Source organism: Lentzea sp. NPDC058436 (assembly GCF_042721515.1).
In the GTDB taxonomy this organism is placed as follows: domain Bacteria; phylum Actinomycetota; class Actinomycetes; order Mycobacteriales; family Pseudonocardiaceae; genus Lentzea.
The window spans coordinates 64,993-89,447 of sequence record NZ_JBHXLF010000005.1 but is presented as its reverse complement, the minus strand read 5'-3'; the positions used below and the strand labels follow the sequence as shown (position 1 = coordinate 89,447).

Here is a 24,455-nt window from a genome sequence, read left to right as displayed (position 1 = left end):
TTGTACGAGGAGGACGCATGTCCGCTCGGCCGCGGGTCCTGGTGATCGGTACCGGGTTCGCCGGATTCCACTGTCTGCGCAGGCTGGAGCGCGCGCTGCCCGAGGACGCGGCCGACCTGGTCGCGATCAACCCCGTCGACTACATGCTCTACATCCCGCTGCTGCCCGAGGTCGCCGGCGGGGTGCTCGACCCGCGCCGCGTCGCCGTGCCGCTGCGCAACAAGCTCAAGCGCACGAAACTGGTGCTGGGCGCCGCGACCGGCATCTCGCTGGCCGAGAAGTGCGTCCACGTCACGGACGTCGAGGGCCGGTCGTCCTCGATGCCGTACGACAGGCTGCTGATCACGTCCGGCAGCGTCACGCGGTTGCTCTCGATCCCCGGTGTGGCCGAGCACGCGAAGGGCTTCCGGACGATCGCCGAGGCCATCCACCTGCGCGACCACGTGCTGCGGCAGCTGGAGCTGGCCGACCAGTCCGACGACCCCGAGGAACGGCGTGCGCGGTGCACGTTCGTGGTGGTGGGTGCCGGCTACACGGGCACGGAGGTGCTCGCGCAGACGCAGCTGCTGACCCAGGACGCGTGGCGCCACCTGCCGGGGTTGAAGGACGTCCGGCCGCGCTGGATCCTCGTCGACATCGCGCCGCGCGTGCTGCCCGGTCTTGACCCCAGGCTGTCCGGTCCGACGAAGAAAGTGCTGCTCAAACGCGGTGCCGAGGTCAAGCTGGAGACCAGTCTCAAGGAGATGACCGCCACGTGCGCGCGGCTCTCCGACGGCACCGAGATCCCGACACGGACCGTGGTGTGGTGTGTCGGCGTGCGGCCCGATCCGCTCGTCAGCACGTTGAACATGCCCGCGACCAACGGCCGCCTCAACACGGACACGCACCTGAAGGTCTGCGAGGACGTGTGGGCCGCAGGGGACGCGGCCGCCGTGCCGGACCTGGTGCGGCCGGGCGAGATCACGGCTATGACCGCCCAGCACGCCGAACGCCAGGGCAGGACCGCGGCGGCCAACATCGCGGCGTCGCTCGGGCACGGCACCGCCCGCGAGTACCGGCACAGGGACCTGGGGTTCGTGGTCGACCTCGGCGGCTGGCAGGCCGTCGCGAACCCGCTGGGCGTGCCGCTGACGAGCCTGCCCGCCAAGGCCGTGACCCGCGGCTACCACCTGATGGACCTGCCGTACGGGCGGGTGCGGACGGCGGCGAACTGGATCACCGAACTCGGCGCGGGCCGGCAGATCACGCACTTCGGCGTGGTGCCGGACCGCGGGATCACGCTGGCGCAGGCCGACCTGCCACCCGCGGCGGCCGGCGTCACGCCCCCGTGACGCCGTCGACGCCCTCGCGCAGGAAGTCCGCGTGGCCGTTGTGCCGCGCGTACTCGTGGCAGAGGTGGTTCAGGACCAGCCGCAACGACACCTCCTCACCCCAGCGCGGCTGAAAGCCCGTGACGTCAAGGGATTCGGCCTCGCGTTCGATCCGGCGCGAGTGCTCCACCTCCGCCTGCCACGCCTCGAACGCCTCGGACCGCGTGGACTCCGAGGCGTCGTAGGCGACCTGGTAGTCGTTGGCGTCGGACCACACCAGCGGCAGGTCCTCGCCGTTGATGACCTTGCGGAACCACGTGCGCTCCACCTCGGCCATGTGCCGGACGAGGCCGAGCAGCGTCAGCGTGGACGGCGGCATCGAGCGGCGGCGCAGGTCCTCGTCGCTCAGGCCGTCGCACTTCATCGCGAGGGTGGCGCGGTGGAAGTCGAGGAACGCGCGCAGGGTCTCGCGTTCGCCCGCCCGCAACGGCGGGCTGGGACGTTCGGTGATCATCGCGTCAGTTTGCTCACGAAACGGGTCTTCCGCACGCGGATTTGGTGTAGGTGTAGTGCGTCGTCTACGTGGTTCTGGGGGAATCAACGATGCGTGGATTCGCGATGGCTGCTGCCATCTGCTTGGTGTGCACCACTTTTACGACGGCGGCGGCCGAGGCGTCCGCCTGCGACTGGGTCGTGTCGGACGTGCCGGTGCCGTCCGGGCACGACCCGAAGTTCACGACCGTCAGAGGAACCGACAGCAACGGCAACTACTCGGGTAGCGCGCGGCGGGAAGGCACGGGCTTCACGTTCGACGCGGTGATCTGGACCGGTGGGCAGCCGCGAGTGCTCCAGGTGCCGGGCAGCGACCTGACCGAGCTGCAGGTGTTCGGCGAGAACCGGTCGGGAACCGTGCTGCTGTACGGCCGTTTCCCGGACCGCACGGCGACGTTGGTCTACAAGGACGCGCACGAGGCGTCCGGCAGGGTCGTCGAGCTTCCCGGGCTGGAGGGCTACCAGATCAACCCGGCCACGGCGATCAACGAACGCGGTGACGTGCTCGGCAACGCGACGCGGGCGTCCGACGGCGACTCCGTGGGGCTCCTGTGGCGGGCGACCGGTGGCGTGCCGCAGGTGATCGAGCGGGCTGCGGGCCTGCCCCAGGACCTGGACGACGACGGCACGGTGCTGCTGCGCCACCCGAGCGGCAACGGCGGACGCCTGTGGCGCGACGGTGTCGTGACGGAGCTCGCGCACGAGGGCAAGCGCCAGTACGTCCAGGCGATCCGGGGCGGCAAGGTCGTCGGCTTCCAGTTCGAGCACGAGTTCTCCGGCCCGCAAGGCCTGCTGTGGGACGGCAACGGCGCGATCAATCGCATCGCGGGTGCCGCGTCCGCCTACGCGATCAACGGCGGCGGCCTGGTCACCGGTCAGCGCGGTTCGCTGACGGGCAAGGCGGCGATCTGGCGCGACACGAGGTTCAAGACCGAGCTGCCGCTGCCGAACGGTGTTTCCGGCGTGTCGGAGTTGTTCGTGGTGGGCGACGACGACAGCCTCTTCAGCAAGTCGGGCTCCGGTCCGCTGCGCTGGAGCTGCGACTAGTCCCTTGTCACAGCACGCTTCTCTCCTCTCGGCGCTACGGTGGCCGTGAGGAGAGAGGTGGCTGATGACGCAACAGCTCGAAGAGGCCGAGTCGGCGTTCGCGGCGGCCCGGCCGAGGCTGTTCGGCATCGCCTACCGCATGACCGGCAGCGTGGCCGACGCCGAGGACCTGGTGCAGGAGGTGTGGCTGCGCTGGCAGGCCGCGGACCGCGCGGCCGTGCGCAACCCCGAGGCGTACCTGGCCACCGCCGTCACCCGGCTCGCGATCAACGAGTCGCAGACCGCGCGGGCCCGCCGCGAGACCTACGTCGGGCCGTGGCTGCCCGAACCGGTCGACACGTCCGCCGACCCGCAGGTCGGGGCCGAGCAGGGCGCGGTGCTGGAGCTCGCGGTGCTGATGCTGCTGGAGAAGCTCACCCCGACCGAACGGGCCGCGTACGTGCTGCGGGAGGCGTTCGACTACCCGTACCGCGAGATCGCCGAGATCGTGCGGACCAGCGAGGTCGCGACGCGGCAGCTCGTCAGCCGGGCCCGCAAGCACCTCGCCGACGAACGACGCGTGCCCGTCGAACGCGCGGACCAGCGCAGGCTGCTGGAGGCGTTCGTCGCGGCGGCGCAGGCCGGTGACCTGGCGGCGCTGGAGAAGCTGTTCGCGCAGGACGTCGTGAGCTGGTCCGACAGCAACGGCGCGATCCGGGCGGCCGGTCGCCCGCTGTTCGGCGCGGCCACCCTGGCGAGGATCTTCTCGGGCTGGGCGCCGTCGTTCTGGGCCGGCGCGGAGGCGACGTTCGTCGAGGCGAACGGGCTCAGCGCCGTGCGGCTGCGCAAGGAGGACGGCACCTACGCGGTGATCACCATCTCCGCCTCCTCCGAAGGCATCGACCAGGTGTTGTGGCTGGTCAACCCGGCGAAGCTGGGAGCGTTCCAGTAGGGCTGTCACAACTTCGCGGCCTGTCCTGTCTTAGCTCGTGAACACCCCGCACAGGGAACACGAGAGGGATGGACCCATGAGGATCGTTGTCATCGGTGGCACCGGGTTGATCGGCAGCCAGGTCGTGCAGCGGCTCGGTGAGCACGGCCACGACGCCGTGCCCGCGTCCCCGAACAGCGGCGTGAACACGCTGACCGGAGAGGGCGTCGAGGAGGTGCTGCAGGGCGCCGACGTGCTCGTCGACGTGTCGAACTCGCCGTCGTTCGCCGACGACGACGTCATGAACTTCTTCACGACGGCCACCACGAACCTGACCAAGGCCGCCGCCGCGGCGGGCGTGGGCCACTACGTCGCGCTGTCGATCGTCGGCACGGACGAGCTGCCCGAGTCCGGTTACCTGCGCGCGAAGGTGGCGCAGGAGAAGCTGATCGAGGCGTCCGGACTCACGTACTCGATCATCCGCGCCACCCAGTTCTTCGAGTTCGCGGGTGCCATCGCGAACTCCGCGGAGCACGACGGCGCCGTGCACCTCCCGCACGGCGGCGTCCAGCCGATCGCGGCCTCCGACGTCGCGGCCGTGGTCGGCAGGACCGCCGCCACCGCACCGGTCGGCGGCGTGCTGGAGATCGGCGGGCCGGAGGAGTTCACAATGGACGGTTGGATCCGCACGGTTCTGGCGCACCGCAAGGACGAGCGCGAGGTCGTGGGCGACCCGGAGGCCAAGTACTTCGGCACGTTCCTGACGGGCAAGCAACTCGTGCCGAACGCCGGCGCGCAGCTGCAGCCGACCAGCCTCCAGGCGTGGCTCGACGCCGGGAACTGACCCGGATCTCGGGGATGCGGCTGAACGGCCGCATCCTCACGGCACCTGCGCGAAGGAGTGGCAGGTTCGCTCGGCCTCTGGGTAGCGTGGGCGCCGCTTGGCTCACGAACTCCGGGGGAACACATGAGTCGAAGACTCTCTTTTGCTTTGTCCTGCGCACTTCTGGCGACCGTGGTGGCAGCGGCCCCTGCCCACGCGGAACCGGTGATCACCGATCTCGGTGGCCTGCCGGGCTCCACGATGAACTGGGTGGACGCGATCAACGACTCCGGTGTCGCGGTCGGGGGCTCCAACAGCGGCGGTCGCATCAACCGCGCGGTGCGGTTCGACGGCGGGGGCGCCTCCGAACTGGTCGGCCCGGCCGGGGCGAGCACCGACCTCGTAGCGGTCAACAACAACGGTGTCGCCGCCGGCATCACGACCGTCGACGGCAACAAGGCGATCCGGTTCGCCGCGGACGGGACCTACCAGGTGCTGAGCGTGCCGTTCGGCTACGTCAACGCCGTCGCGCGGGCGATCGACGACTCCGGAACGGTCTTCGGGCTCGTCGGTGACCACGTGACCGGTGGGCAAATCCCGGTGCGCTGGCGGCCGAACGGTGTGATCACCTCGATGAAGATGCCCGCGGGCGCCACCTGGGCGTACGTGACGACCGCCTCGCCGAACGGGTACGTGGCGGGCTACGTCAACGGCTCCGGTGCCGACTTCACCGCGGTCCGCTGGAACCCCGACGGCAGCGTCACCACGCTTCCCAGGCTCGTGGCGAACGGCACGACCACCGCTCAGGCCGTGAACCGCAACGGTGACGTGGTCGGCACCGCCTTCGACGGCGAGCGGTCGTTCGGCGTGCGGTGGCACACCGATGGTTCGATCACCAAGCTCGCGGCCGGGGTGGAACCGAAGGACATCAACGACCACGGCGTGACCGTCGGCTGGGCCCACCACGAGGGCAGGCAGCTGCCATTCCGCTGGAACGACGACGGCGAGAAGACCGAGCTCGGTCTGCCCGAAGGCACCGACACCGTCTACCGGCTGGCCATCAACAACGACGGTGTGATCGTGGGATCGGCGGGGAACGCCGCGTACAAGTGGACCGTCAACTGACTTGGGGCAGGCGTATATCGTGGCGACCGCACGGCTCACGAACCATGGGGGACTGAAATGAGTCGAAGACTCTCCTTTGCTGTGTCCACAGCAATTCTGGCCGCGGTCGTCGTCACGCCGCAGGCTCACGCGGCCACGACGATCACGGAGCTCGGCCGCCTGCCCGGCCACACCAGCAGCTCGGCCTACGCGATCAACGACTCGGGCGTCGCGGTGGGAACGTCCGGCGGGGGCGGCAGTCTCAACAGGCCGGTGAAGTACGACAGCGCAGGCGTGACCGAGCTCGTGGGACCGCCCGACAGGCACACCCAGCTGCAAGCGATCAACAACCGAGGTGTCTCCGTGGGCACCGCCACCGCTTCGAACCCGGACCTCCCCGGCAGGGCCCTCCGCTTCGCCGCGGACGGGACGTACTCGGTGCTGGCCGTGCCGTTCGGATACTGGTCCACGGCCGCGGAGGCGATCGACGACTTCGGCAACGTCTACGGGGTTGCGGCAGGCCGCAACAACGATCTTCAGATCCCCGTGCGGTGGAGGTCGAACGGCATTGTGACCACCTTGAAGATGCCGGAGGGGGCCACCTGGGGCCGGGTGACGAACGCGTCGTCGAACGGGTACGTGACCGGCATGGTCTCCGGGCCGATCTCCGGGCCCGGCTCCGGGCCGTGGCTGAACCGCCTGGCGGTGCGGTGGAATCCCGACGGCACCGTCACCTCGCTGCAAAGGCTGGAGGACGGCGCCGAATCCGAGGCCAAGGCGGTCAACCGGAACGGTGACGTGGTCGGAACCGCCGAGTTCTGGAACGAGGGCTCGTTCGGCGTGCGCTGGAACGCGGACGGGTCGATGACGAAGTACGGCCCGAACCTCTATCCGACGGCGATCAACGACCACGGTGTGGCAGTTGGGACGGGCTCGACCCCCAGCCAGCAGATCCCGTACCGCTGGAGCAATGACGGCGAGGAACTCGACCTGGGCTTCCCCGCCGGCACCGTGATGGCGAACGTGCAGGACATCAACAACGACGGCGTGATCGTCGGAGGCGGCCTGCACGCCTGCAAGTGGGTCGTCAGCTGAGCTGAGCTCAGAACCTCGCGTCGCGCAACTGCCGGCGCGAGGTCACCCCCACCTTCCCGAACACCTTGCGCAGGTGCCATTCCACGGTGCGCGGGCTGAGGAACAACCGCGTGCCGATCTCCGGGTTCGAGTACCCCTCCCTGGCCAGGCGCGCGATCTGGTACTCCTGCGCCGTCAGCTCGTCGGTGGGTTCGGCGGTGCGCTTGCGGGCCGTCTCCCCGGTCGCCTGCAGCTCGCGGGACGCGCGGTCGGCGAACGTCGGCATCCCTGACGCGACAAGGGTCTCGTGTGCCTTGCGGAGGTGTTCGCGGGCCTCGACGCGCCGGCCTTCGCGCCGCAGCCACTCGCCGTAGAGCAGGTGGGAGCGGCCCAGTTCGCCGCGCAGAGCCGTCTGTTCGAAGTGGACGATCGACTCGGCGAACGCCTCCGCGTCGCCGTTCAAGGCGCGCAGCCTGGCCCTGATCCCCGACGACCAGTGCGTGTCCACCCAGTCCGAAGAGCGGTGCAGGGCCTCGGAAACCAGCGCCGTGTCGCCGGTGCGGGAGGCGGCCTCGGCCAGTTCGGACGTGACCATGCAGCTGTAGACGAGAGTGTCGGGCACGCGCAGCGCGGCGTCGCGGGCGAGGTCGTGGCGGCCCAGTCCGTTGTGGAGGATCGCGGCGGTCCAGTCGGCGATCACGGCCAGCCGGCCCTGGCCCGCGGACAGCGCTTCCTCCCTGGCCGCGGTGGCCAGGTCCTCGCCCCGGTAGGCGGCCTGCAGCAGCACCGCGTAGCCGACCGGCGGGGTGCCGGTCACCTCAGAGACGCGCCGGTCCTCCTCGATCAACGCCTGTGCCGCCGCGGGTTCGCCGGCGAGGAGTTCGTTGTCCGCCAGGAAGTTCAGCGCGAACTGCAGCTGCACGAGCGCGCCCGCGTCACGGGACAGGCCGACCTGCTGCCGGGCGAACGCGCGGCGCGTGTCGAAGTCCCACAGCTCCGTCGCGACGATCCCGCCCGCGCGGTTGCCGAACAGCCACGGCGCGCGGCTCACGTCGTCCGTGCCGACCTTCAACGCGCGCAGCTCGTCCAGCGCGCGCGTCATCAACGGCACGGCCTCCGCGTAGCCCTCGGTGATGCGGGTCGTCAACGCGTCGAGCACCAGGTCCAGCGCACACGCGGGAGTGCGCGCCGGGGGAGCGGTGCGGGCGGCGTCGGCCAGTGGCGCACCGGCCCAGATCGCGGCGGACAGCGCCTCCAGGTGCGTCTCGCGGGCCAGGTCCTGGTCGAACGGCGTGAGCCTGCGGGCCGCGCTGAACAGCAGGGGAGCGGCGTCGGCGACCCGTCGCTGGTCGAACGCGATGTGCCCGCGCAGGTGCTCGACCTGGGCACCGCGCAGCTCGTCCGGCGGGCCTGCCTCCACAGCGGACAGCAGCCGCAGCGACGCGTCCAACGCGCCCGCGTCGCGCTTGGCCCGCGCGGCGGCGAGCTCACGGGCGGCCCTGCGGCCGGGTTCCGGGGTGAGCACGGCGGCCTGTTCGAGGAACGCGGCCGCGGCCAGCAGCCCGCCACGCGCCTGCGCACGACCCGCGGTGTTCTCCAGTGCGGCCGCGACCTCCTCGTCCGGCGCGGCGGTGCCCTGCGCCCGGTGCCACGCGCGCCGGTCCGGGTCGATCGCCGGATCCGTCACGTCGGCGAGCGCCTGGTGCACGCGCAGACGGTCCACAACGGACGCTGACCGGTACACGGCTGACCTGACCAGTGGGTGCCGGAACCGGACACGGGCACCGAACTCGATCAACCCGGTGCCCAGCGCGGCCGCGGCGGGGTCGGCGCCCAGCCCGAGCAGTCCGGCGGCCTGCCACAGCAGGGGCGCGTCGCCCAGGGGTTCGGCGGCCGCGGTCAGCATCAGCAGCCGGGTGCCGGCGGGGAGCGGCGCGAGCTGCCGGGCGAACCCGGCCTCGATGCGGCTGGTCAGCGGTTCGGCGTCCAGTCCGTCAGCGAGTTCGGCGGCCGTCCACGCGCGGGGCAGCTCCAGCAACGCCAGCGGGTTGCCGCGTGCCTCGGCGACGATCCGGTCGCGCACCCTGCCGTCCACCGGCCCCTTGATCACGGACCCGAGCAACGCGCGGGCGTCGGCGTCGTCCAGGCCGCGCACGAACAGCTCCGGCAGTCCGTCGAGGTGGTCGTTGGTCTCGCGCAGCACGAAGACCAGCGCGATCCGTTCGGCGAGCAGCCTGCGGGCGACGAACCCGAGCACCGCCGACGACATCGAGTCGAGCCACTGCGCGTCGTCCACCAGGCACACCAGCGGCTGCTCGTCGGCGACCTCGGCGAGCAGCGTCAGCACCGCCAGCCCGACCAGGAACCGCGTCGGCCGGGGCCCGGAGGCCATCCCGAACGCGGTGCCGAGCGCCTCGCGCTGGGGCTCGGGCAGCCGGTCCAGCCGGTCGAGGAACGGCGCGCACAGCTGGTGCAGCCCCGCGTACGGGAACGCGCTCTCGGCCTCGACGCCCGCGGCCCGCGCGACCCGGAAGCCGGAGGCCCGCGTCGACACCCGGTCGAGCAGCGCCGTCTTGCCGATCCCTGCCTCGCCGCGCAGCACGAGCACCTGACCAGTGCCGGAGCGCGCCTGCACGAGCAACCGGTCGAGCGTCTCGCCCTCTGCGCGTCTGCCGAGCAGACCTTCCTCCGACACGGGTCCGAGCCTACGGGCCAGGGACTCACCAGGGTGTTCGACGGGTTCGAAGGGGGCCCGTGCGGGAGCAGTCTCGTGTCATCGACGAACGAAGGAGATGAACCCCGATGGACTACAGGTTCGAGGTGACCGTCATCCCGGTCAGCGACATCGACAGGGCCGTGCACTTCTACCGGGCGCTCGGCTGGCGCTTCGACGCCGAGTTCGCCGACGACGAGGGCTACCGCCTGGTCCAGTTCACGCCGCCCGGCTCGCCCGCCTCGATCATCTTCGGCACCGGCGTCTCGAACGCCGAGCCGGGCAGCGCCGAGGGCATGCACCTGATCGTCGCCGACGTCGAGGCGGCCCGCGAGGACCTGATCGGCCGCGGCGTGCAGGTCAGCGAGATCTTCCACGACAAGACGGGCGTCTTCCACCACGCCGGCACCGCCGGCCGGGTCACGGGCCCCGACCCCGCCCGCACCAGCTACGGCTCGTTCGCCTCGTTCAGCGACCCGGACGGCAACGGCTGGGTGCTCCAGGAGGTCACGACGCGCCTCCCCGGACGTGTGTGATGACCGACGACCACGAAGGAAGCAGCGAAGTGAAGCTCGACCAGATCGACATGAAGCTCGAAGTCACCGTCATCCCGGTGACGGACGTGGAGCGCGCCAAGGAGTTCTACTCCAGGCTCGGCTGGCGCCAGGACGTCACACCGCCGTGGGTCGTCCAGTACACCCCGCGCGGTTCCCACGCGTCCATCCACTTCGGTGAGGGCGTCACGACCGCGGAACCCGGTTCCGGCAGGCACTTCCTGATCGTCGCGGACGTCGTCGAGACGCACGTGGCCCTGCTGGCGGCGGGAATTGAGGTCGGGCCGCTCTACCACCCGACCCCCGACGGCGTCGTCGAGGGCGCCGATCCCGAGCGACGCAGCTACGTCACCCGCGCCGACTTCGCCGACCCGGACGGCAACACGTGGATCCTTCAGGAGGTCACGACCCGCCTGCCCGGTCGCGTGGAGTCCGGCTCCACGTCCTACGCCTCGATCACCGACCTGTCCGCCGCGTTGCGCAGGGCCGCGATCGCCCACGGCGAGCACGAGAAGCGCAACGGCGGCGAGTACGACGAGAACTGGCCCGACTGGTACGCCGAGTACTTGGTCAAGGAGCAGACGGGCGAGCCGCTGCCGCAGTAGGTTCGGGCGGGTGAACGAGGAAATCGCGAGAGCGCTGCGCGGAACGCCGGGCACGGTGACGTTCCGCGCGCTCTGTGCCGAGGTGGAGAGAACCGAAGAGGATCTTCTTGCGTGGTGCGAAGAACAGCTGCACTCCTGGCCGGACGAGACCCGTCAGGCGCCGTACTCCTGGCTCGCCGCACTGGAATCGGGCTTCGTCAGACGGGCCTGGCCGCTCGTCCGTTCGCTCGACCTGTCCAGTGCCCGTGCCGGGATGCGGGACCTCGCGTTGCCGGATCCTCGTGAACACCGGGCCGTCACCCACCTGAAGCTCGCGTACCTCAACAGCCGGCAGGTCGCGGCGCTCGCGGAGAGCGCCGACCAGTGGGAGTCGTTGAAGTCCGTCGACTTCACCCGGCTGTCGAAGTTCGACGCGAAGGCGATCGCCCGGTTCGCGGCGACCGGCACCGCCACCCGGCTCGAGTCGCTGGTGCTCGCGCACGTGACCGAGGACCTGTGGAACTTCCAGCCACCACCGATCCGGTTCGACCGGCCGACCCGGCTGCGGCACGCCGGAATGCTCGCGCCCGACCTGGTCCACCTGCTGCGCAACGGTTTCGCGCCGGAGCTGAGGTCCGCCCAGGTGCTCGTGCGCGATGCCAACGAGGCACGCGACCTGGCCGCGTGCGAGGAACTCTCCACACTGGACCGGCTCGCGATCGGGTTCCGCTGCGGCAAGGACGGCAGGCAACCGCTGTGGGAACAGTTCTTCGGCAACGTCATCGAGGCGGACGACATCGCGTGTGAGGAGTTCTTCTCCCGCGCGAAACTCACGAACCTGCGTGACCTCGTCGTGCAGGGTTCAACCATGGGCATGGGCCGTGAAGGGCTCGGCGCGAGAGGGGTGGAAGCGATCGCGGACAGCGGTGTGCTCGGGCAGCTCACCGGCCTGACCCTCGCGTCGCTGCCCGTCGGCGACGACACGATCGCCCGTGTGCTGGGAGCCGTGGACTCCGCGATCGTCGAGAAGATCGTGCTGACCGACCTCGTCGCCACCGACCGGACGGCGGCCGCGTTCGCCGCGGAGTACCCGCGGCTGCGGCACCTCGACCTGCACAAGAACCACCTCGGCCCGGACGGTGTGCGCACACTGCTCACCGCACGCATGCCCGCACTCGGGCACCTCGACCTCAGCGGGGAAGCGGGTGGGTCGCCGCACTACGGCCGAGCTGCCGTGCAACCGATCGGTGACGCGGGTGCTTGTGCCGTCGCACAGGTCCAGGGTCTGAAGTCGGTGAACCTCTCGGCCACGGGTCTCACCTCCGCCGGCCTGAGCGCGGTGCTGGAGCTTCCGCTGGAATCCCTCGACGTGTCGGGCAACCCGCTGGGCGGCCTGCCCGACGGATCGGCTTGGCGCACGTTGCGCGTGCTGAACCTGGACGACTGCGCGCTGCGCGACCTGACGACGTTGCCACCGGAGGCGCCGAACCTCGACAGCATCTCGCTGGCGCACAACAACATCGACTCCGACGGCGCGCGAACGCTCGCCGCGTGGCCGGTGCTGCCGCGGCTGTGGGAACTGAACCTGCACGACAACGTGATCGGTGACGACGGCCTGGTCGACCTGGCCCGATCCCGTGCGGCACAACGGGTTTTGGAGCTGGACCTCGAACAGGACGTGTGGACCGCGCACCACCGCCGCGACAGCGTTCCGCTCCCGGCCGAGGTGGTGGACCGGGAGTCGTTCCCGAACCTGGACTCGATGTTCCTCGGCGTGATCGACGGCTACCACGGCTCGCGCCCGTCCTGCGGGTTCCCTCCCGGCCTGCACGAGGAGCTGATCGGCTCCGGACGGCCCGAGCTCGTCGCGTTCCTGACCCACGTCAGGCCCTTCGAGGACGAGGACGACGACCCGGACCCGCCGACGGAGGACTTCCGCGCCGAGCGCCTGGCCGAGTACGCGAAAGACCTCGCCGACGCGCGCGAGTTCGCCGACCGGATGAGAACGGGTGACCACCCTAGGGAACGTCCCTGATGTGTCAGGGCGTTGCCGCGCCTTACCTTCCTTCGCAAGAGAGGGAGGGACACGATGAAGGCCATCGTCCAGGACAGATACGGCTCCGCGGACGTGCTGGAACTCCGGGAGGTCGACCGCCCGGTGCCCGCGGCCGGCGAGGTGCTGGTGCGGGTGCGGGCGTCGTCGGTGAACGCGGCCGACTGGCACATCATGCGTGGTGACCCGTACTTCGCCCGGCTGTTCCTGGGGCTCAAGGGGCCGAAGGCGCGGATCAGGGGGATGGACTTCGCGGGGGTGGTCGAGGAGCTCGGGCCCGGCGTCGGGGGCATGGTGCAGGTCGGGGACGAGGTGTTCGGCGAGGTCGAGGGGTCCTTCGCCGAGTACGTCCGGGTGCCCGCGCACCTGGTGGCGCACAAGCCGTCCAACCTCACGTTCGAGCAGACGGCGACGCTTCCGCTGGCGGGCAACACCGCGTGGATGGGTCTGCGGGACCTGCAGGCGGGGCAGAAGGTGCTGATCAACGGCGCGTCCGGCGGGGTCGGGCTGATGGCGGTGCAGATCGCCAAGGCGCGCAAGGCGGTCGTGACCGGGGTGTGCAGCACGCGCAACGTCGAGCAGGTCCGTGCGGTCGGTGCCGACCACGTTGTCGACTACCGGACAACGGACTTCACCCGCACCGGGCAGGTCTACGACGTCGTCTTCGACCTGGTGGGGAACAGGTCGATGAGCGCGCTGCGGTCGTTGCTCACGCCGGACGGCACGCTGGTGCTGTCGGGTGGTGGCAGCTTCACCGGCGGCGTGGTGCTGGGTCCGTACCGGCTGATCCTGCTGGGCAGGGTGCTGTCGTCGTTCACCCGGCAGCGGCTCGTCGTGCTGGAGGCCAAGCCCTGCAAGGAGAACCTCGCCGCGCTGCGGGAACTGGCCGAGTCGGGGCGGCTGGTGCCGGTGATCGAGCGGACCTACCCGCTGACCGACGTCCCGGACGCGATCCGTCACGTGGAATCGGAGCACGCCCGCGCGAAAGTCGTCGTCACGGCCTGACTCTTGCCCTAGCCTTTGCACCGGGGAGTCAGTTCCGGGCGAGGGGGCCAGATGAGGACCATCCCGATCTTTCCCAGGCGCATCGCGGAGATGAACGACGGCGTGGTCGCCACGGCGGACGCGTACGCCATGTGGCTGCGGACGTTCTACGACGTCCGGGCGCGCTGGCACCGGCGGTTCTACCGGATCAGCGGGATGCTGGTCATCCTCGTCGGCGCCTCGCTGCCGGTGCTGACGAGCCTCGACTACACGGGCAAGGAGCTGGTGATCTCGCTTGCCGGCGTCGTCGTCGCCGGGCTCACCGGGCTGCGCGCGTTCTACCGGTGGGACCAGTCGTGGATCCTGCTGCGCAACAGCGAGATGGCCGTCACCGCCGCCTACCTGGAGTGGAAGACGGCGCCGGGCAACTTCCCCGTCAGCGAGGACGCGGAACAGCGGCTGGTGCAGGAGAAGGCCGCGTGCGCGTTCATCGACAAGCTCGGTGAGCTGAGGAAGCAGGAGGCGACGACGTACTTCAAGGACGTCGCGTTTCCGGACCTGAACGGCGCCAAGACCTGACCCCGCGGTAATTCCCTCGCTTTCCGCGGGCGATCGGGCCACGATCCGCGCATGGTCGAGGTTCGGGTCACCGGGGGAACTGTTCGCGGCACCACCGAGTCGGGGACGGCGGTGTTCCGCGGCGTCCCGTTCGCCGCGCCACCGGTCGGGCCTCGTCGTTTCGCGGCACCGCAACCGGTGGAGGCGTGGGACGGCGTGCGGGACGCGCTGGAGTTCGGGCCGCCACCACCACAGGCCGGTGTGTTCGGCATGGACGCCCTCGGTGCCGCCGGCCACGACTGGCTGACGCTGAACGTCTGGTCGCCCGACCTGGCCGGCGATCTTCCGGTGATGGTGTGGATCCAGGGCGGTGCCTACACGGTCGGCATGTCCGGACTGCCCGAGTACGACGGCACGCGGCTCACGTCCGGCGGGGTCGTGGTGGTGACGTTCAACTACCGCGTCGGCATCGAGGGCTTCGGGCAGATCGCCGGCGCTCCGGCGAACCGGGGCCTGCTGGACCAGGTCGCGGCGCTGGAGTGGGTGCGCGCGAACATCCGCGCGTTCGGCGGGGATCCGGGCCGCGTGACGATCTTCGGGCAGTCGGCGGGCGGGGGGTCGGTCGCGGCGTTGCTCGCGATGCCGCGCGCCAAGGGCCTGTTCCACCGGGCGATCGCGAGCAGCGTGCCGGGCGTGTTCTTCGCGCCGGAACTGGCCGAGGACATCACCGCCGCCTGCGCAGCCGAACTCGGCCTGCTGCCCACCGTCGAGGATCTGTCCACTGTGGAACCCGAGCTCCTGCCGGCGGCGGGGGACGAGGTCATGGCCAGGATGACCGAGGTGTCGCGGTGGGGTCAGGCCGCGCACAAGCGGATCCCGTTCGCAGCGGTGGTCGACGGCGACGTTCTGCCTGTGATGCCTTGGGAAGCGCTGAGATCGGGCGCGGCGCGTGACGTCGATCTGGTCTGCGGGCACACGCTTGACGAGCAACGCCTGCTGTCCGTGCTGGAGGGCCTGGTCGGCAACGTCACGTCGGAACAGGCCTCGGCGGCGCTGGAGGTGTTCGCGCCCGGCCTCTCCTATCCGGACCTGGAACCGGAGGAGCTGTTCGAACTGGTCTGCTCGGACTGGCTGTTCCGCATGCCGTCGCTGCACCTCGCCGAAGCGCAGGTGGCCGGCGGCGGCCGCGCGCACGTCTACGTGGTGGCCTGGTCGCCGACGGAGATCTTCCGCGCGTGTCACGGCATCGACGTCCCGCTGGTGTTCGGCAACATCGACCGAGGCCAGTCGTCCACCGTGCTCGGCGAGCTCACGCCCGACGCGGAACAGGTGTCCGCCCGGATGCGGGCGGCCTGGACGGCGTTCGCGGTGTCCGGGGATCCGGGCTGGCCCGCCTACTCCGCCGACCGCCTGACGCGCGTCTTCGACGTCGAGGACACCGTGACCGCGTACCCGGAGGAGCGGTCGCGGCGGATCTGGCAGAACCACACGTGGGAATACCTGTCCCTGGACAGCGTTGTACGGGCCGGAAGGGAGGTTCGATGAACAACGAATTCGCGGTGCACGACAGCACCGGTTTCCACGCCTACCGGCCCAACGGTGAGGTGGCGGCAGATCGATGGGTGACCGTCAGGCACCTGTTCGACGAGGACCACGTCGAGACTCCCGCCGAGAAGTGGGAGCGCGCGCAGCTGGTGTTCGAGTCCGGCGACTACATCAGGGCCGCCGAGCTGCTGGCCGACGTCGCCGGCGAGGTGCCGTTCCAGACGGACCTCCGCCTGCTGCTGGCCCGCGCCTACTACCACTCGGCGCAGCTGGGCAGGGCCGAGACGCAGCTCCGCGAGATCGTGGACCGCGACCCGGTCGAGCACTACGCCCACCTGCTGCTCGGGCGGACGCTGGAGCGGCAGGGGCGGGCCGGGGAGGCCGCGCCGTGGCTGCGGCTGGCGGCCGCGTTCGGCGGGGAGCTGGCGGACGTCTAGTCGTGTGAGTGCCGGCCGACCCTGAGTTCGGGTCGGCCGGCACCTGCGTGTTCGGGAGCGTCCTAGCCCACGTCGAACTTGGCGAACGTGCGCAACAGCCCTGGCGCCACCCGCCCGGCGAGCCGGGCCGCCTTGGCCTCCACCGTCACCGGCACGACCGCCCGGTTGGCCCGCACCGCCCGCACGATCTCCCGAGCCACGCCCTCCGGCCCGAAGCCGCGCCGCGCGTAGAGCCGGGACGCGCGGTCCTGCTTGCGCCGCTGCTCCTCGGAGCTGACACCGGAGAACGTCGTGGTCGCCGTGATGTTCGTGTTCACGATCCCCGGGCAGATCGCGCTGACGCCGATGGCGTGCGGTGCCAGCTCGGCCCGCAGGCAGTCGGACAGCATGAACACCGCCGCCTTGCTGGTGGCGTACGCGGAGAGGATCTTCGACGGCAGGTAGGCCGCCGCCGAGGACAGGTTCACGATGTGGCCGCCCTCGCCGCGGTCGACCATCAGCTCGCCGAACGCCCGGCAGCCGTGCACGACGCCCCACAGGTTGACGTCCAGCACCTTCTGCCACTGCTCGGTGGTCGTCGACAGGAACGAGCCGGAGTGGCCGATGCCGGCGTTGTTCACGACCACGTCGGGTACGCCGTGCTCGTCCGCGACCTGCCGCGCCCAGGATCGCACCGCCTCCTCGGAGCGCACGTCGACCTCGTAGGCGTGGCCGCCCGTCAGGTCCGCTGTCTCCTTTGCCGCCGCGAAGTCCACATCGGACACCACGACCCGTGAGCCCGCCTTGGCGAACGCCAGCGCGGTCGCCCGGCCGATGCCGCTGCCACCGCCCGTGATCACGACGAGCTCGCGTTCGGGCCTGGAGTCCGTGACGAACTCGCTGATCATCCTGGCGAGCGGTTCCGGGTGGCTCAGCGGTGCCCAGTGGCCCGCCGCGATCCGGCGCCGGGTGAGGGAGGGCACCCAGCGTTCGAGGTCGAGCGGTTCGGTGCGGATGTAGCGGTCGCGCGTCGGCTGGATCACCTGCACGGGCATGGGCGCGAGCCGTTGCCGCGGTGAGCGCATGACCTGCCGGATGTTGGCCCGGTACAACGAGATCCCGCGCACCGCGTCCGACGTGAGCGTGCGCGCGGGCTTGACCTTCACGCCCTCCAGGCGCTGCAGCACGCCTGCCCAGCGGGGTCCGAGGTAGAGCCGCCAGAACAACGGCGCCAGCACCGGCAGGTGGAACGCGGCGATGTACCAGGAGCGGAGGAACTGCCTGAGGTGCGCGAGCGACAGGCCCTTGCGCGACCAGTGGCCCATGTGGTCGAGGCACGGCCCGGAGATCGACGTGAACGTGGCGATCCGCGCGCCGGGCGTGGTCACGGCCTCCCACGACTGGATCGAGCCCCAGTCGTGCCCGACCAGGTGCACCGGCTCGTCAGGGCTGACCGCGTCGATCACCGCGAACAGGTCGGCTGCCAGGTGTTCCAGCCGATAGCCGTCCTCAGTGGACGGCGCGGTCGACTCGCCCGCCCCGCGCACGTCGTAGGTGACGACGCGGAAGTCCTTCTCCAGCAACGCGGCCACGCGGTCCCAGACCTCGTGCGTGTCCGGATACCCGTGCACCAGCACCACCGTCGGCCCGGACGTGCCGCGCACCCGCACGGCCAGTTCGACTTCGCCGGAACGCACCTTCACAGCTCCTCCAAGACCAGTCGATCACCGGTGGGCCTGTCCACGCAGATCCGCACGCCGCCGACGTCGCACGTGCCGCAGAACCCCTGCCGGCACGAGTAGGCGACCGACGGCCGGAAGTCCCTGATCACGTCCAGCGCCGACCGGTCGGCGGGTACGTCGAGGGTTACCCCGCTGCGACGCAGTTCGACCGCGAACGGGCGTCCGTCCACGATCGGCGGCGGGCTGAAGCGCTCGAAGTGCAGCCAGCGCGAGGCGAACTCGGCCCGCACCTGGTCGAGCATCGTCGTCGGCCCGCAGCAGTACACCGCGCCGCCGGGCGAGGCGTCCGCGAGCAGCTCCGGGCCCCTGCCGATCCGCACGTCCACGCGGCCGGCGGGCAGCTCGTCCAGAAACGGCATGGTGGTCGTCGACCGCCCGCGGTACACGAGCCGCCAGTCGAGACCTCGCCGCGCGGCCGCGTGCACCATCGGCAGGATCGCGGTGATCCCGATGCCGCCCGCCACGAACACGATCGGCCCGATGCCGGCGAACGGGAAGGCGTTGCGCGGCCCGCGCACCTGGATCCGGTCGCCGACCCGCAACGCCTGCACCTCGCGTGAGCCGGCCCCGACCTCGCGGACCGCGATCCGGTAGGTGTCCTCGGACGGGTCGCCGCACAGCGAGTACTGGCGGTGCAGCCCGGACGGCAGGTGCAGGTCGACGTGACAGCCCGGCTGCCAGGCGGGCAGTGCCGTGCCGCCGAACCGGAGGCTCACCACGCCGTCCGCGACGTGTGAGCGTTCGACAACGGTGAGCCACAAGGCATCCCGCGCGACACCGGGTCGAGCCCGGCCGCCGAAGCGGGCGACCGCGGCGTCGTAGAGGGTGCCGAACCGGGTGAGGCCGCTCAGCGTCGAACCGCCTCTCCGGGCAGCGCCGCCGCGCATCAGTGCGCCTCCCGGGCCGCCGGCGAGGACGCCAGGTACGCGATCGCCTGCGACGTCGACCCCTCCTGCTTCGGGTGGTACGCGGGGTGGAAGTACCGCAGGAACGCACGGAAGATCTCCGACAGCCTCGGCAGCAGCCCGCGCCGGCCCGCCCGCATCGCCTCGCGCCACGTCAGCCGCGTCTTCGTCGTCTTGTCTGCGTGCACCATGAACCGCGCGCCGCGCACCCACAGCCAGAACAGCACCGGCGCGACCAGCAGCATCGTGCGTGCACGCCGCACGTACCGGCGGTCGAGGTGGCACATCAGGTCGTACGCGACGCTGCGGTGCTCGACCTCCTCGGCCGCGTGCCAGCGCAACAGGTCCAGCATCACCGGGTGGATGCCGGCCCGGTCCAGGGCGTCCGCGTTCAGCATCCAGTCGCCGAGGTACGCCGTGAAGTGCTCGACCGCGGCGACGATCGCGACCCGTTCGATCAGCCGCTCGCGCGCCTGCTCGGGGCTCAGCCCCGTCCCCGGCCCGAGGATCCGCTGGAACACGTGCTCCATCTGCCGCGTGAACGGCCGCGGGTCCAGCCCGTTGGCGAGCAGGTGGTCGAGCACCTCGCTGTGCGCCTCGGCGTGCATCGCCTCCTGCCCGATGAACCCGAGCACGTCCTCGCGCAGCGTGTCGTCGGAGATCAGCGGCACGGCCTGCTGGAACGTGCGCACGAACCACCGCTCGCCCTCGGGCAGCAGCAGGTGCAGGACGTTCATGACGTGCGTGGCCACCGGTTCGTCCGGGACCCAGTGCATCGGCAGGGTCGACCAGTCGAACTGCACGTCACGCGGCTGCAGAACGAGGTTGTCCGGCTCCATCGCAGTACCTCCGCCAATTACTACGCGCCCGTAGCTTTGTGAAAGCTACGCCACCGTAGCAATATGGTCCCGTGAACACAACGCGTCGCAAGTACGCCCGCCGCCTGCCGCCGGAGCAGCGCCGCGAGCAGTTGCTGGACGCCGCCCTGAGCCTCATCCCGGCCGGCTTCGACACCGTGACGATGGAGTCCGTCGCCAAGGAGGCCCAGGTCACCAAGCCCGTGCTCTACGACCTGTTCGCGAACCGGGGCGAGCTCATCAGCGCCCTGCTCGAACGCGAGGCCGGCCGGGCCACCGAACAGGTCGTCGCCGCCCTGCCCACCGACTTCGCGACCCGGTCACCGGACGACGCCTTCGCCGACGCCGTCCGCGTCTTCGTGAACGCCGTGGTGACGGCCCCCGATCGCTGGCGCCTCGTGCTGCTGCCACCCGAGGGCACGCCCGCCGAGTTCCGCGCCCAGGTCGAACTCGTCCGCGCCGGAGTCCTGGCGCAGATCGAGGAGCTGGCCGCGCTCGGCCTGAAGGAACTCGGCCGCCTCGACGACCTCGACTCCGCCCTGCTCGGCCACGCGATGCTCGCGCTGGCGGAGATGTCCGGCCGGCTCGTGCTCACCGACCCGGAGAGGTTCACGCCGGATCGGTTGGCGGCCTTCGTGACCCGGATCGCGCACGGCCTGCGCTGAGCACGGACCGCATGTGCAGCAACGCCTCCCGGTCGTCCATGCCTGGTGCGTCCGAGGTGAGCCCCTTGACCAGTCTCTCCGCGGCCATCGCCCCGAAGTCGTTGGCGTGCTTCAGATACCCGAGCACCCGCGCCGCCTCGTCCGGCAGGCTGCCCCTGGTGATCGCGATGAACTCCACCGCCACCACGCTCGCCGCCACCACGTTGCCGGTCTCCAGCAGCTCCTCGACGTGCGCCCGGAGCGACTCGAACGCCGCGTCCAGGTCGCCCCGGCGGAACGCCCGCCGCGCCTCGGTGGTCTTGTTGGCGGACAACGTTCCCGGCGGCACCTCGACGTCCGCCGCCTCGTCGAAGAACACGTCCGGCTCACGGCCCTGGAACATTGCGCTGTAGCCGAGCGTCTGCAACGCCCAGTGCAGCAACGTGGGCGGCCCGCACGCGCGGTACCGCGCGGCCAGCCCCGTGACCGTCCTGTCGACGAGCCCGAACCGCCCGGCCCCGAGCAACGTGCCCGACGGCATCATCTCCAGGAACGCCCGCAGGTGCGGCTCCTCGACTGACGCCACCGCCTCGGGCAGGCGGGCCGCCAGCCCCGGACCGTCCCCGGACGCGTAGGCCCGCGCGTACCGGCTCAGCGGATCGTCGGGAACGGCGGGCAGCCCAGCCGGGTTCGAGCTCTGGATGTCGCGTTCCGCGACCCAGATGAGCCAGAAACCGTTGTGGGCGAGCTGTTCGGCCCAGTCGCCGATCTCCCGCCGCCCCCGCAACGGCAGTTCGGTGACCACCGGCCGCACCAGCGTCTCGGCCAGCCGCACGTCCCCGGACTCCAGTGCCCACGTCACCGCCACCCGCAGGTTCGGCCACAGCTCCGCGAGCCGCCCCACGCCCTCCGCTTCGTCGTGCCCGCCCACCAGCTCGCCGATCCGGGAGACCTGCCGCAGACACCACGACGCGTGCGCGGACATCGCGGCGGTGCGATCGCTCAACAACGACAAAGCGAACTGCCGCAACGGCTCCAGCATCCGGAACCGCCGCCCGAACCGTCCGTCGTGGACGGTGAGCACCGACCGCTCGACCAGGTCGCCGAGCAGGTCGTCCTCCGACACCGCACTGAGGTCGAACGGCGCCGCGAACACCGACAGCCGGCAGAACAACTCCTGCTCCGCCGCCGACAACAGGTCGTAGGACCACTGGATCGCCGCGCGCACGGTCCGGTGCCGCTCCGCCCCGGTGCGCCGGACGCCGATGTCCAGCCGGGTCAGCAACTCGGCGGGCCGATGGCTCCGCACGCGCGCCGCCGCCAGTTCGATCGCCAGTGGAATCCCGTCAAGCCGTTGGCACAGCTCGACAACAGCGGCATCGCCCGAGTACGAGGGGTCAGCAGCACGCGCGCGGACGTCGAACAGCTCAACGCTCGCCGCCGCGTCCAACGGCTCGACGACGACGACACGTTCATCTGCCACCGTAAGACGTTCACGAGAAGTCGCGAGCACCTGCACCGACGAACACACAGCAGAAGCGAACGCCGCGGCTCCCTCCAGCACGTGCTCGCAGTTGTCCAGGACCAGCAACGACGGGCGCGCCGCGATCACCGCCCGCACCACGGACACACCGGGCCGTTCCACGATCCCCAGCGCGTCCGCAACGGCCCGCGGCACGTCAGCGGAGGACGTGATCTCCGCCAGCGACACGAACGTCCCGCCCACCGTCGAGGCCAGCCGCGTCTTGCCGATCCCGCCCGGCCCTACCAGCGTCACGACCGGCGCGAGCCGCAAAGCCTCCGCGACGGCGGCGAGTTCGGCCTCCCTGCCGATCAGCACGGGCGTCGGAACCGGTGCGTGCGCCAGCACCTGCTGCTCGGCGGCACGCAGTTCCGGCCCCGGCTCCACGCCGAGCTCGGAGATCAACACCTGCCGAACCCGTTGGTACACAGCGAGAGCGTCGGCCTGCCGGCCGGTCCGGTAGAGCGCCGTCATCAACAGCGCCGCGAGCCCCTCACGAGTGGGATGAGAAGCCACGAACGACGACAGCTCACCCACGACAGCCGCAGGCTCGGCCGACACACGCCGTGAGAAGTCCTTCTCGACCGCACCCAGCCACTCCTCGACCAGCCCGGCGACCGCCGCGGCCAACCCCGGCGCGTCCAGCCCGGCCAGCGGCACGCCACCCCACGCCGCAACGGCCGCGGAAGGATCCCCGGACCGCACAAATCCCAAGAACTCCGACACGTCAGTGGGCACGTCGAGCCGATAAGCCGCGCCAACGCGTGCGATCGCGTCAGCGCCGAGGACCTTGCGCAGCTGCGCGACGTGCCACTGCAGAGCCTTGGGAGCGGTGGCCGGCGGCTCGTCACCCCACACGAGGTCGATCAGCCGCGGCACCGGCAGCGGCACGCCCGGCGAGAGCGCCAGAGCCGCCAGCACGATCTGCGACCTGGGCGAACCGACGTCGACCGGCTCGCCGTCGCCGGTGATGGCGCGAACACCACCGAGCACCCCGATCCGCACGCGGCGAATTCTCACACACCACGCGCACACCGGCCGCACACCGCGACCGGCCAGCCTCGGCGCCATGACAGCACGTGTGGTTGGTTCCCTCTTCATCACCGCGACGGTCGCCGGAGTGGTCAGCGCGGCCACCCAAGGCACCACCAGGGGCGTGATGGTGTTCGTCATGGCCCTGGCCATCGCGTTCATCGCGCCGACCCTGCACCCGGTCCTCAGACAGCACGGCGAAGGCATGGCGACGGGGTACGTCGTCGCCAGAACGCTGGAGGTCGTGTTCCTGATGTCCGCCATCGCACCGATCGCGCACGTTCAGGTCGACGACGTCTGGGGTCACGCCAGTGCGATCTACTTCTGCGTGAGCGTCGTGCTCCTCAACACCCTGCTGTTCCGGTCGAGGCTCGTTCCGAGGTGGATCTCGGTGTGGGCGCTCGTCGCCGTGGTGCCCTACCTGGCCGGTGCGGTGCTCGTGCTGCTGGACGTGCTCGCACCGACGCAGGCAGGGGCGCTCTTCGTGCCGTTGGCGATCAACGAGATGGTGCTGGCCGTCTGGCTGATCACGCGCGGGACGGCGTCACCTGGTGCGGACGTGCGCGAGCAGGGCCAGCCCGGTCTGGTCGAAGCCCACTGACACGTCGCAGCCCGGCAGCAACGCGCGCACGGCGGCCTCGTCGCGTTCGATCACCTGCCACTCCATCAGGTACTCCAGCGTCCACCGGAACGGGTTCCCGCCGGTCAGGGTGGAGAAGTGGAACAGGCCGCCGGGACGGCAGAGCCTCGTCAGCACGGCCTCGGTCAGCCGTGCGGCCGCGCGGTCGTTGAGGTACTCGTAGAGGCCGTTGACGAGCACGAGGTCGTACGGCCCGAGCTCGGCGAGCTTCGGGATGGCGCGGAACACGTTGCCGCTGACCGCCGTCGTGAACTCGTTGAGCGGCCCGAGGCGCTGCTGCGCGAGTTCCAGCGCGTCCGGGTCGACGTCGGTGAGCACGAACCTGTCGCCGGGCCGCACGATGCCGGGCGGGATCTGCCGCAGGTCCGGTGCGGTGCCGGCGGCGATCACCAGCACCGAGCGCGGGCCGTTGCGCTGGGCCGTCAGGGTGTCGCCGATCAACCGGGTCTGGTGCATCACCCGGTTGCGCAGCTGGTGGGTGATCGCGACCCCCTGCAGGTGCGTCTCGACGTGCCAGCCGAGGGTGTTCGGCGTCGCCTTGTTCGCCTTCGAGAGGACGTGCTCGACCAGCCGGAAGTCGCTGGGGTAGCCGCGCGCCCACTCGTTCTCGTCGCGCATGAAGGGTGAACGCGCACACGCCGACCGCGCCGGCTGGACGATCGCGGCGATGTCCTCCTCCGGGATGCCCGCGAGCACGCCGCCGTGGATCTGCACGCCGAGCGCGTGCAGCCGGCCACCGACCTGCATGTGCGCGGCCGGGTCAGCGAGGTTGAGCTCCCTGTCGGCGCGTAACAGGCCGTCCACGGCGTCGCTGATCCGGTGCAGGGCGTCGGTCGTGTGGGGGAGCACGGTCATCAAGCACTCTTCCTCGTCGCGGCAACGGATC

22 protein-coding genes are annotated in these 24,455 nt (G+C 70.8%); 15 read left to right on the top strand and 7 right to left on the bottom strand.

Going from position 1 to position 24,455, the window contains the following annotated elements:
* The first annotated feature begins 17 nt into the window (after positions 1-17).
* Positions 18-1,331, top strand: coding sequence for an NAD(P)/FAD-dependent oxidoreductase (locus ACFWN2_RS21550; protein ID WP_382429834.1), 1,314 nt, complete (start codon positions 18-20; stop codon positions 1,329-1,331).
* Here the strand turns inward: ACFWN2_RS21550 and ACFWN2_RS21545 are convergent.
* Positions 1,318-1,824 (bottom strand): DinB family protein, encoded by a 507-nt coding sequence (locus ACFWN2_RS21545; RefSeq protein WP_382429833.1) that lies wholly within the window; start codon positions 1,822-1,824, stop codon positions 1,318-1,320. The two genes, ACFWN2_RS21550 and ACFWN2_RS21545, sit on opposite strands and share 14 nt — an antisense overlap.
* Positions 1,825-1,928: 104 nt before the next feature.
* Here ACFWN2_RS21545 and ACFWN2_RS21540 point away from each other — a divergent pair, with 104 nt between their 5' ends.
* The 5 genes from ACFWN2_RS21540 to ACFWN2_RS21520 all read left to right on the top strand — a co-directional run bounded on the left by ACFWN2_RS21540 (position 1,929) and on the right by ACFWN2_RS21520 (position 6,841).
* Positions 1,929-2,909, top strand: a complete 981-nt coding sequence (locus tag ACFWN2_RS21540) for a hypothetical protein (protein WP_382429831.1) — start codon at positions 1,929-1,931, stop codon at positions 2,907-2,909.
* 64 nt (positions 2,910-2,973) lie between these two features.
* Complete coding sequence (locus ACFWN2_RS21535) at positions 2,974-3,840, top strand: RNA polymerase sigma-70 factor (protein ID WP_382429829.1); 867 nt, start codon at positions 2,974-2,976, stop codon at positions 3,838-3,840.
* Between the two features lie 76 nt (positions 3,841-3,916).
* Positions 3,917-4,663, top strand: coding sequence for an SDR family oxidoreductase (locus ACFWN2_RS21530; protein WP_382429827.1), 747 nt, complete (start codon positions 3,917-3,919; stop codon positions 4,661-4,663).
* 147 nt (positions 4,664-4,810) lie between these two features.
* On the top strand, positions 4,811-5,767 hold the full coding sequence (locus ACFWN2_RS21525) for a hypothetical protein (RefSeq protein WP_382429825.1): 957 nt from the start codon (positions 4,811-4,813) through the stop codon (positions 5,765-5,767).
* An 81-nt stretch (positions 5,768-5,848) separates the two neighbouring features.
* Complete coding sequence (locus ACFWN2_RS21520) at positions 5,849-6,841, top strand: hypothetical protein (protein ID WP_382429823.1); 993 nt, start codon at positions 5,849-5,851, stop codon at positions 6,839-6,841.
* A gap of 7 nt (positions 6,842-6,848) precedes the next feature.
* Here the strand turns inward: ACFWN2_RS21520 and ACFWN2_RS21515 are convergent, their stop codons facing one another.
* Positions 6,849-9,515, bottom strand: coding sequence for an AAA family ATPase (locus ACFWN2_RS21515; protein ID WP_382429821.1), 2,667 nt, complete (start codon positions 9,513-9,515; stop codon positions 6,849-6,851).
* Positions 9,516-9,622: 107 nt separating this feature from the next.
* On the opposite strand from ACFWN2_RS21515, the gene ACFWN2_RS21510 reads away from it, so the two are divergent.
* The 7 genes from ACFWN2_RS21510 to ACFWN2_RS21480 are packed head-to-tail and all read left to right on the top strand — an operon-like array spanning position 9,623 to position 16,248.
* Positions 9,623-10,069: a VOC family protein gene (locus ACFWN2_RS21510; protein ID WP_382429819.1), complete on the top strand. Its 447-nt coding sequence runs from the start codon at positions 9,623-9,625 to the stop codon at positions 10,067-10,069.
* A gap of 29 nt (positions 10,070-10,098) precedes the next feature.
* Entirely contained in the window at positions 10,099-10,692 is a 594-nt protein-coding gene (locus tag ACFWN2_RS21505; RefSeq protein WP_382429817.1) for a VOC family protein, read from the top strand.
* A gap of 10 nt (positions 10,693-10,702) precedes the next feature.
* On the top strand, positions 10,703-12,706 hold the full coding sequence (locus ACFWN2_RS21500) for a hypothetical protein (protein WP_382429815.1): 2,004 nt from the start codon (positions 10,703-10,705) through the stop codon (positions 12,704-12,706).
* Positions 12,707-12,760: 54 nt separating this feature from the next.
* Positions 12,761-13,729 carry an NAD(P)-dependent alcohol dehydrogenase gene (locus ACFWN2_RS21495; protein ID WP_382429813.1) on the top strand — a complete coding sequence of 323 codons (969 nt, stop codon included), beginning with the start codon at positions 12,761-12,763 and terminating at the stop codon, positions 13,727-13,729.
* A gap of 51 nt (positions 13,730-13,780) precedes the next feature.
* Positions 13,781-14,287, top strand: coding sequence for a DUF4231 domain-containing protein (locus tag ACFWN2_RS21490; protein ID WP_382429811.1), 507 nt, complete (start codon positions 13,781-13,783; stop codon positions 14,285-14,287).
* A 51-nt stretch (positions 14,288-14,338) separates the two neighbouring features.
* Complete coding sequence (locus tag ACFWN2_RS21485) at positions 14,339-15,811, top strand: carboxylesterase/lipase family protein (protein WP_382429809.1); 1,473 nt, start codon at positions 14,339-14,341, stop codon at positions 15,809-15,811.
* Positions 15,808-16,248 (top strand): tetratricopeptide repeat protein, encoded by a 441-nt coding sequence (locus ACFWN2_RS21480; RefSeq protein WP_382429807.1) that lies wholly within the window; start codon positions 15,808-15,810, stop codon positions 16,246-16,248. The genes ACFWN2_RS21485 and ACFWN2_RS21480 overlap by 4 nt, the downstream gene beginning before the upstream one ends.
* Positions 16,249-16,310: 62 nt before the next feature.
* On the opposite strand, the gene ACFWN2_RS21475 is transcribed toward ACFWN2_RS21480, so the two are convergent.
* Genes ACFWN2_RS21475 through ACFWN2_RS21465 form a run of 3 tightly spaced genes read right to left on the bottom strand, consistent with a single transcriptional unit; the run spans position 16,311 to position 19,713 of the window.
* Complete coding sequence (locus tag ACFWN2_RS21475; RefSeq protein ID WP_382429805.1) at positions 16,311-17,924, bottom strand: SDR family oxidoreductase; 1,614 nt, start codon at positions 17,922-17,924, stop codon at positions 16,311-16,313.
* 2 nt (positions 17,925-17,926) lie between these two features.
* Positions 17,927-18,856 carry a PDR/VanB family oxidoreductase gene (locus ACFWN2_RS21470; protein ID WP_382429804.1) on the bottom strand — a complete coding sequence of 310 codons (930 nt, stop codon included), beginning with the start codon at positions 18,854-18,856 and terminating at the stop codon, positions 17,927-17,929.
* Positions 18,856-19,713, bottom strand: coding sequence for a metal-dependent hydrolase (locus ACFWN2_RS21465; RefSeq protein ID WP_382429802.1), 858 nt, complete (start codon positions 19,711-19,713; stop codon positions 18,856-18,858). Before ACFWN2_RS21465 ends, ACFWN2_RS21470 begins: the two co-directional genes overlap by 1 nt.
* A gap of 71 nt (positions 19,714-19,784) precedes the next feature.
* On the opposite strand from ACFWN2_RS21465, the gene ACFWN2_RS21460 reads away from it, so the two are divergent.
* The gene (locus tag ACFWN2_RS21460; RefSeq protein WP_382429800.1) at positions 19,785-20,396 is read left to right on the top strand and encodes a TetR/AcrR family transcriptional regulator; all 612 of its coding nucleotides are present in this window, start codon (positions 19,785-19,787) and stop codon (positions 20,394-20,396) included.
* Here ACFWN2_RS21460 and ACFWN2_RS21455 read toward each other — a convergent pair.
* The gene (locus tag ACFWN2_RS21455; RefSeq protein ID WP_382429799.1) at positions 20,341-22,902 is read right to left on the bottom strand and encodes a BTAD domain-containing putative transcriptional regulator; all 2,562 of its coding nucleotides are present in this window, start codon (positions 22,900-22,902) and stop codon (positions 20,341-20,343) included. The two genes, ACFWN2_RS21460 and ACFWN2_RS21455, sit on opposite strands and share 56 nt — an antisense overlap.
* 64 nt (positions 22,903-22,966) lie before the next feature.
* Between ACFWN2_RS21455 and ACFWN2_RS21450 the strand changes: the two genes are divergently transcribed.
* A complete protein-coding gene (locus ACFWN2_RS21450) occupies positions 22,967-23,530 on the top strand; it encodes a DUF4386 domain-containing protein (protein WP_382429798.1) in 564 nt (187 codons plus the stop codon).
* On the opposite strand, the gene ACFWN2_RS21445 is transcribed toward ACFWN2_RS21450, so the two are convergent.
* Positions 23,474-24,424 (bottom strand): class I SAM-dependent methyltransferase, encoded by a 951-nt coding sequence (locus ACFWN2_RS21445; RefSeq protein WP_382429797.1) that lies wholly within the window; start codon positions 24,422-24,424, stop codon positions 23,474-23,476. The two genes, ACFWN2_RS21450 and ACFWN2_RS21445, sit on opposite strands and share 57 nt — an antisense overlap.
* Positions 24,425-24,455 lie beyond the last annotated feature (31 nt).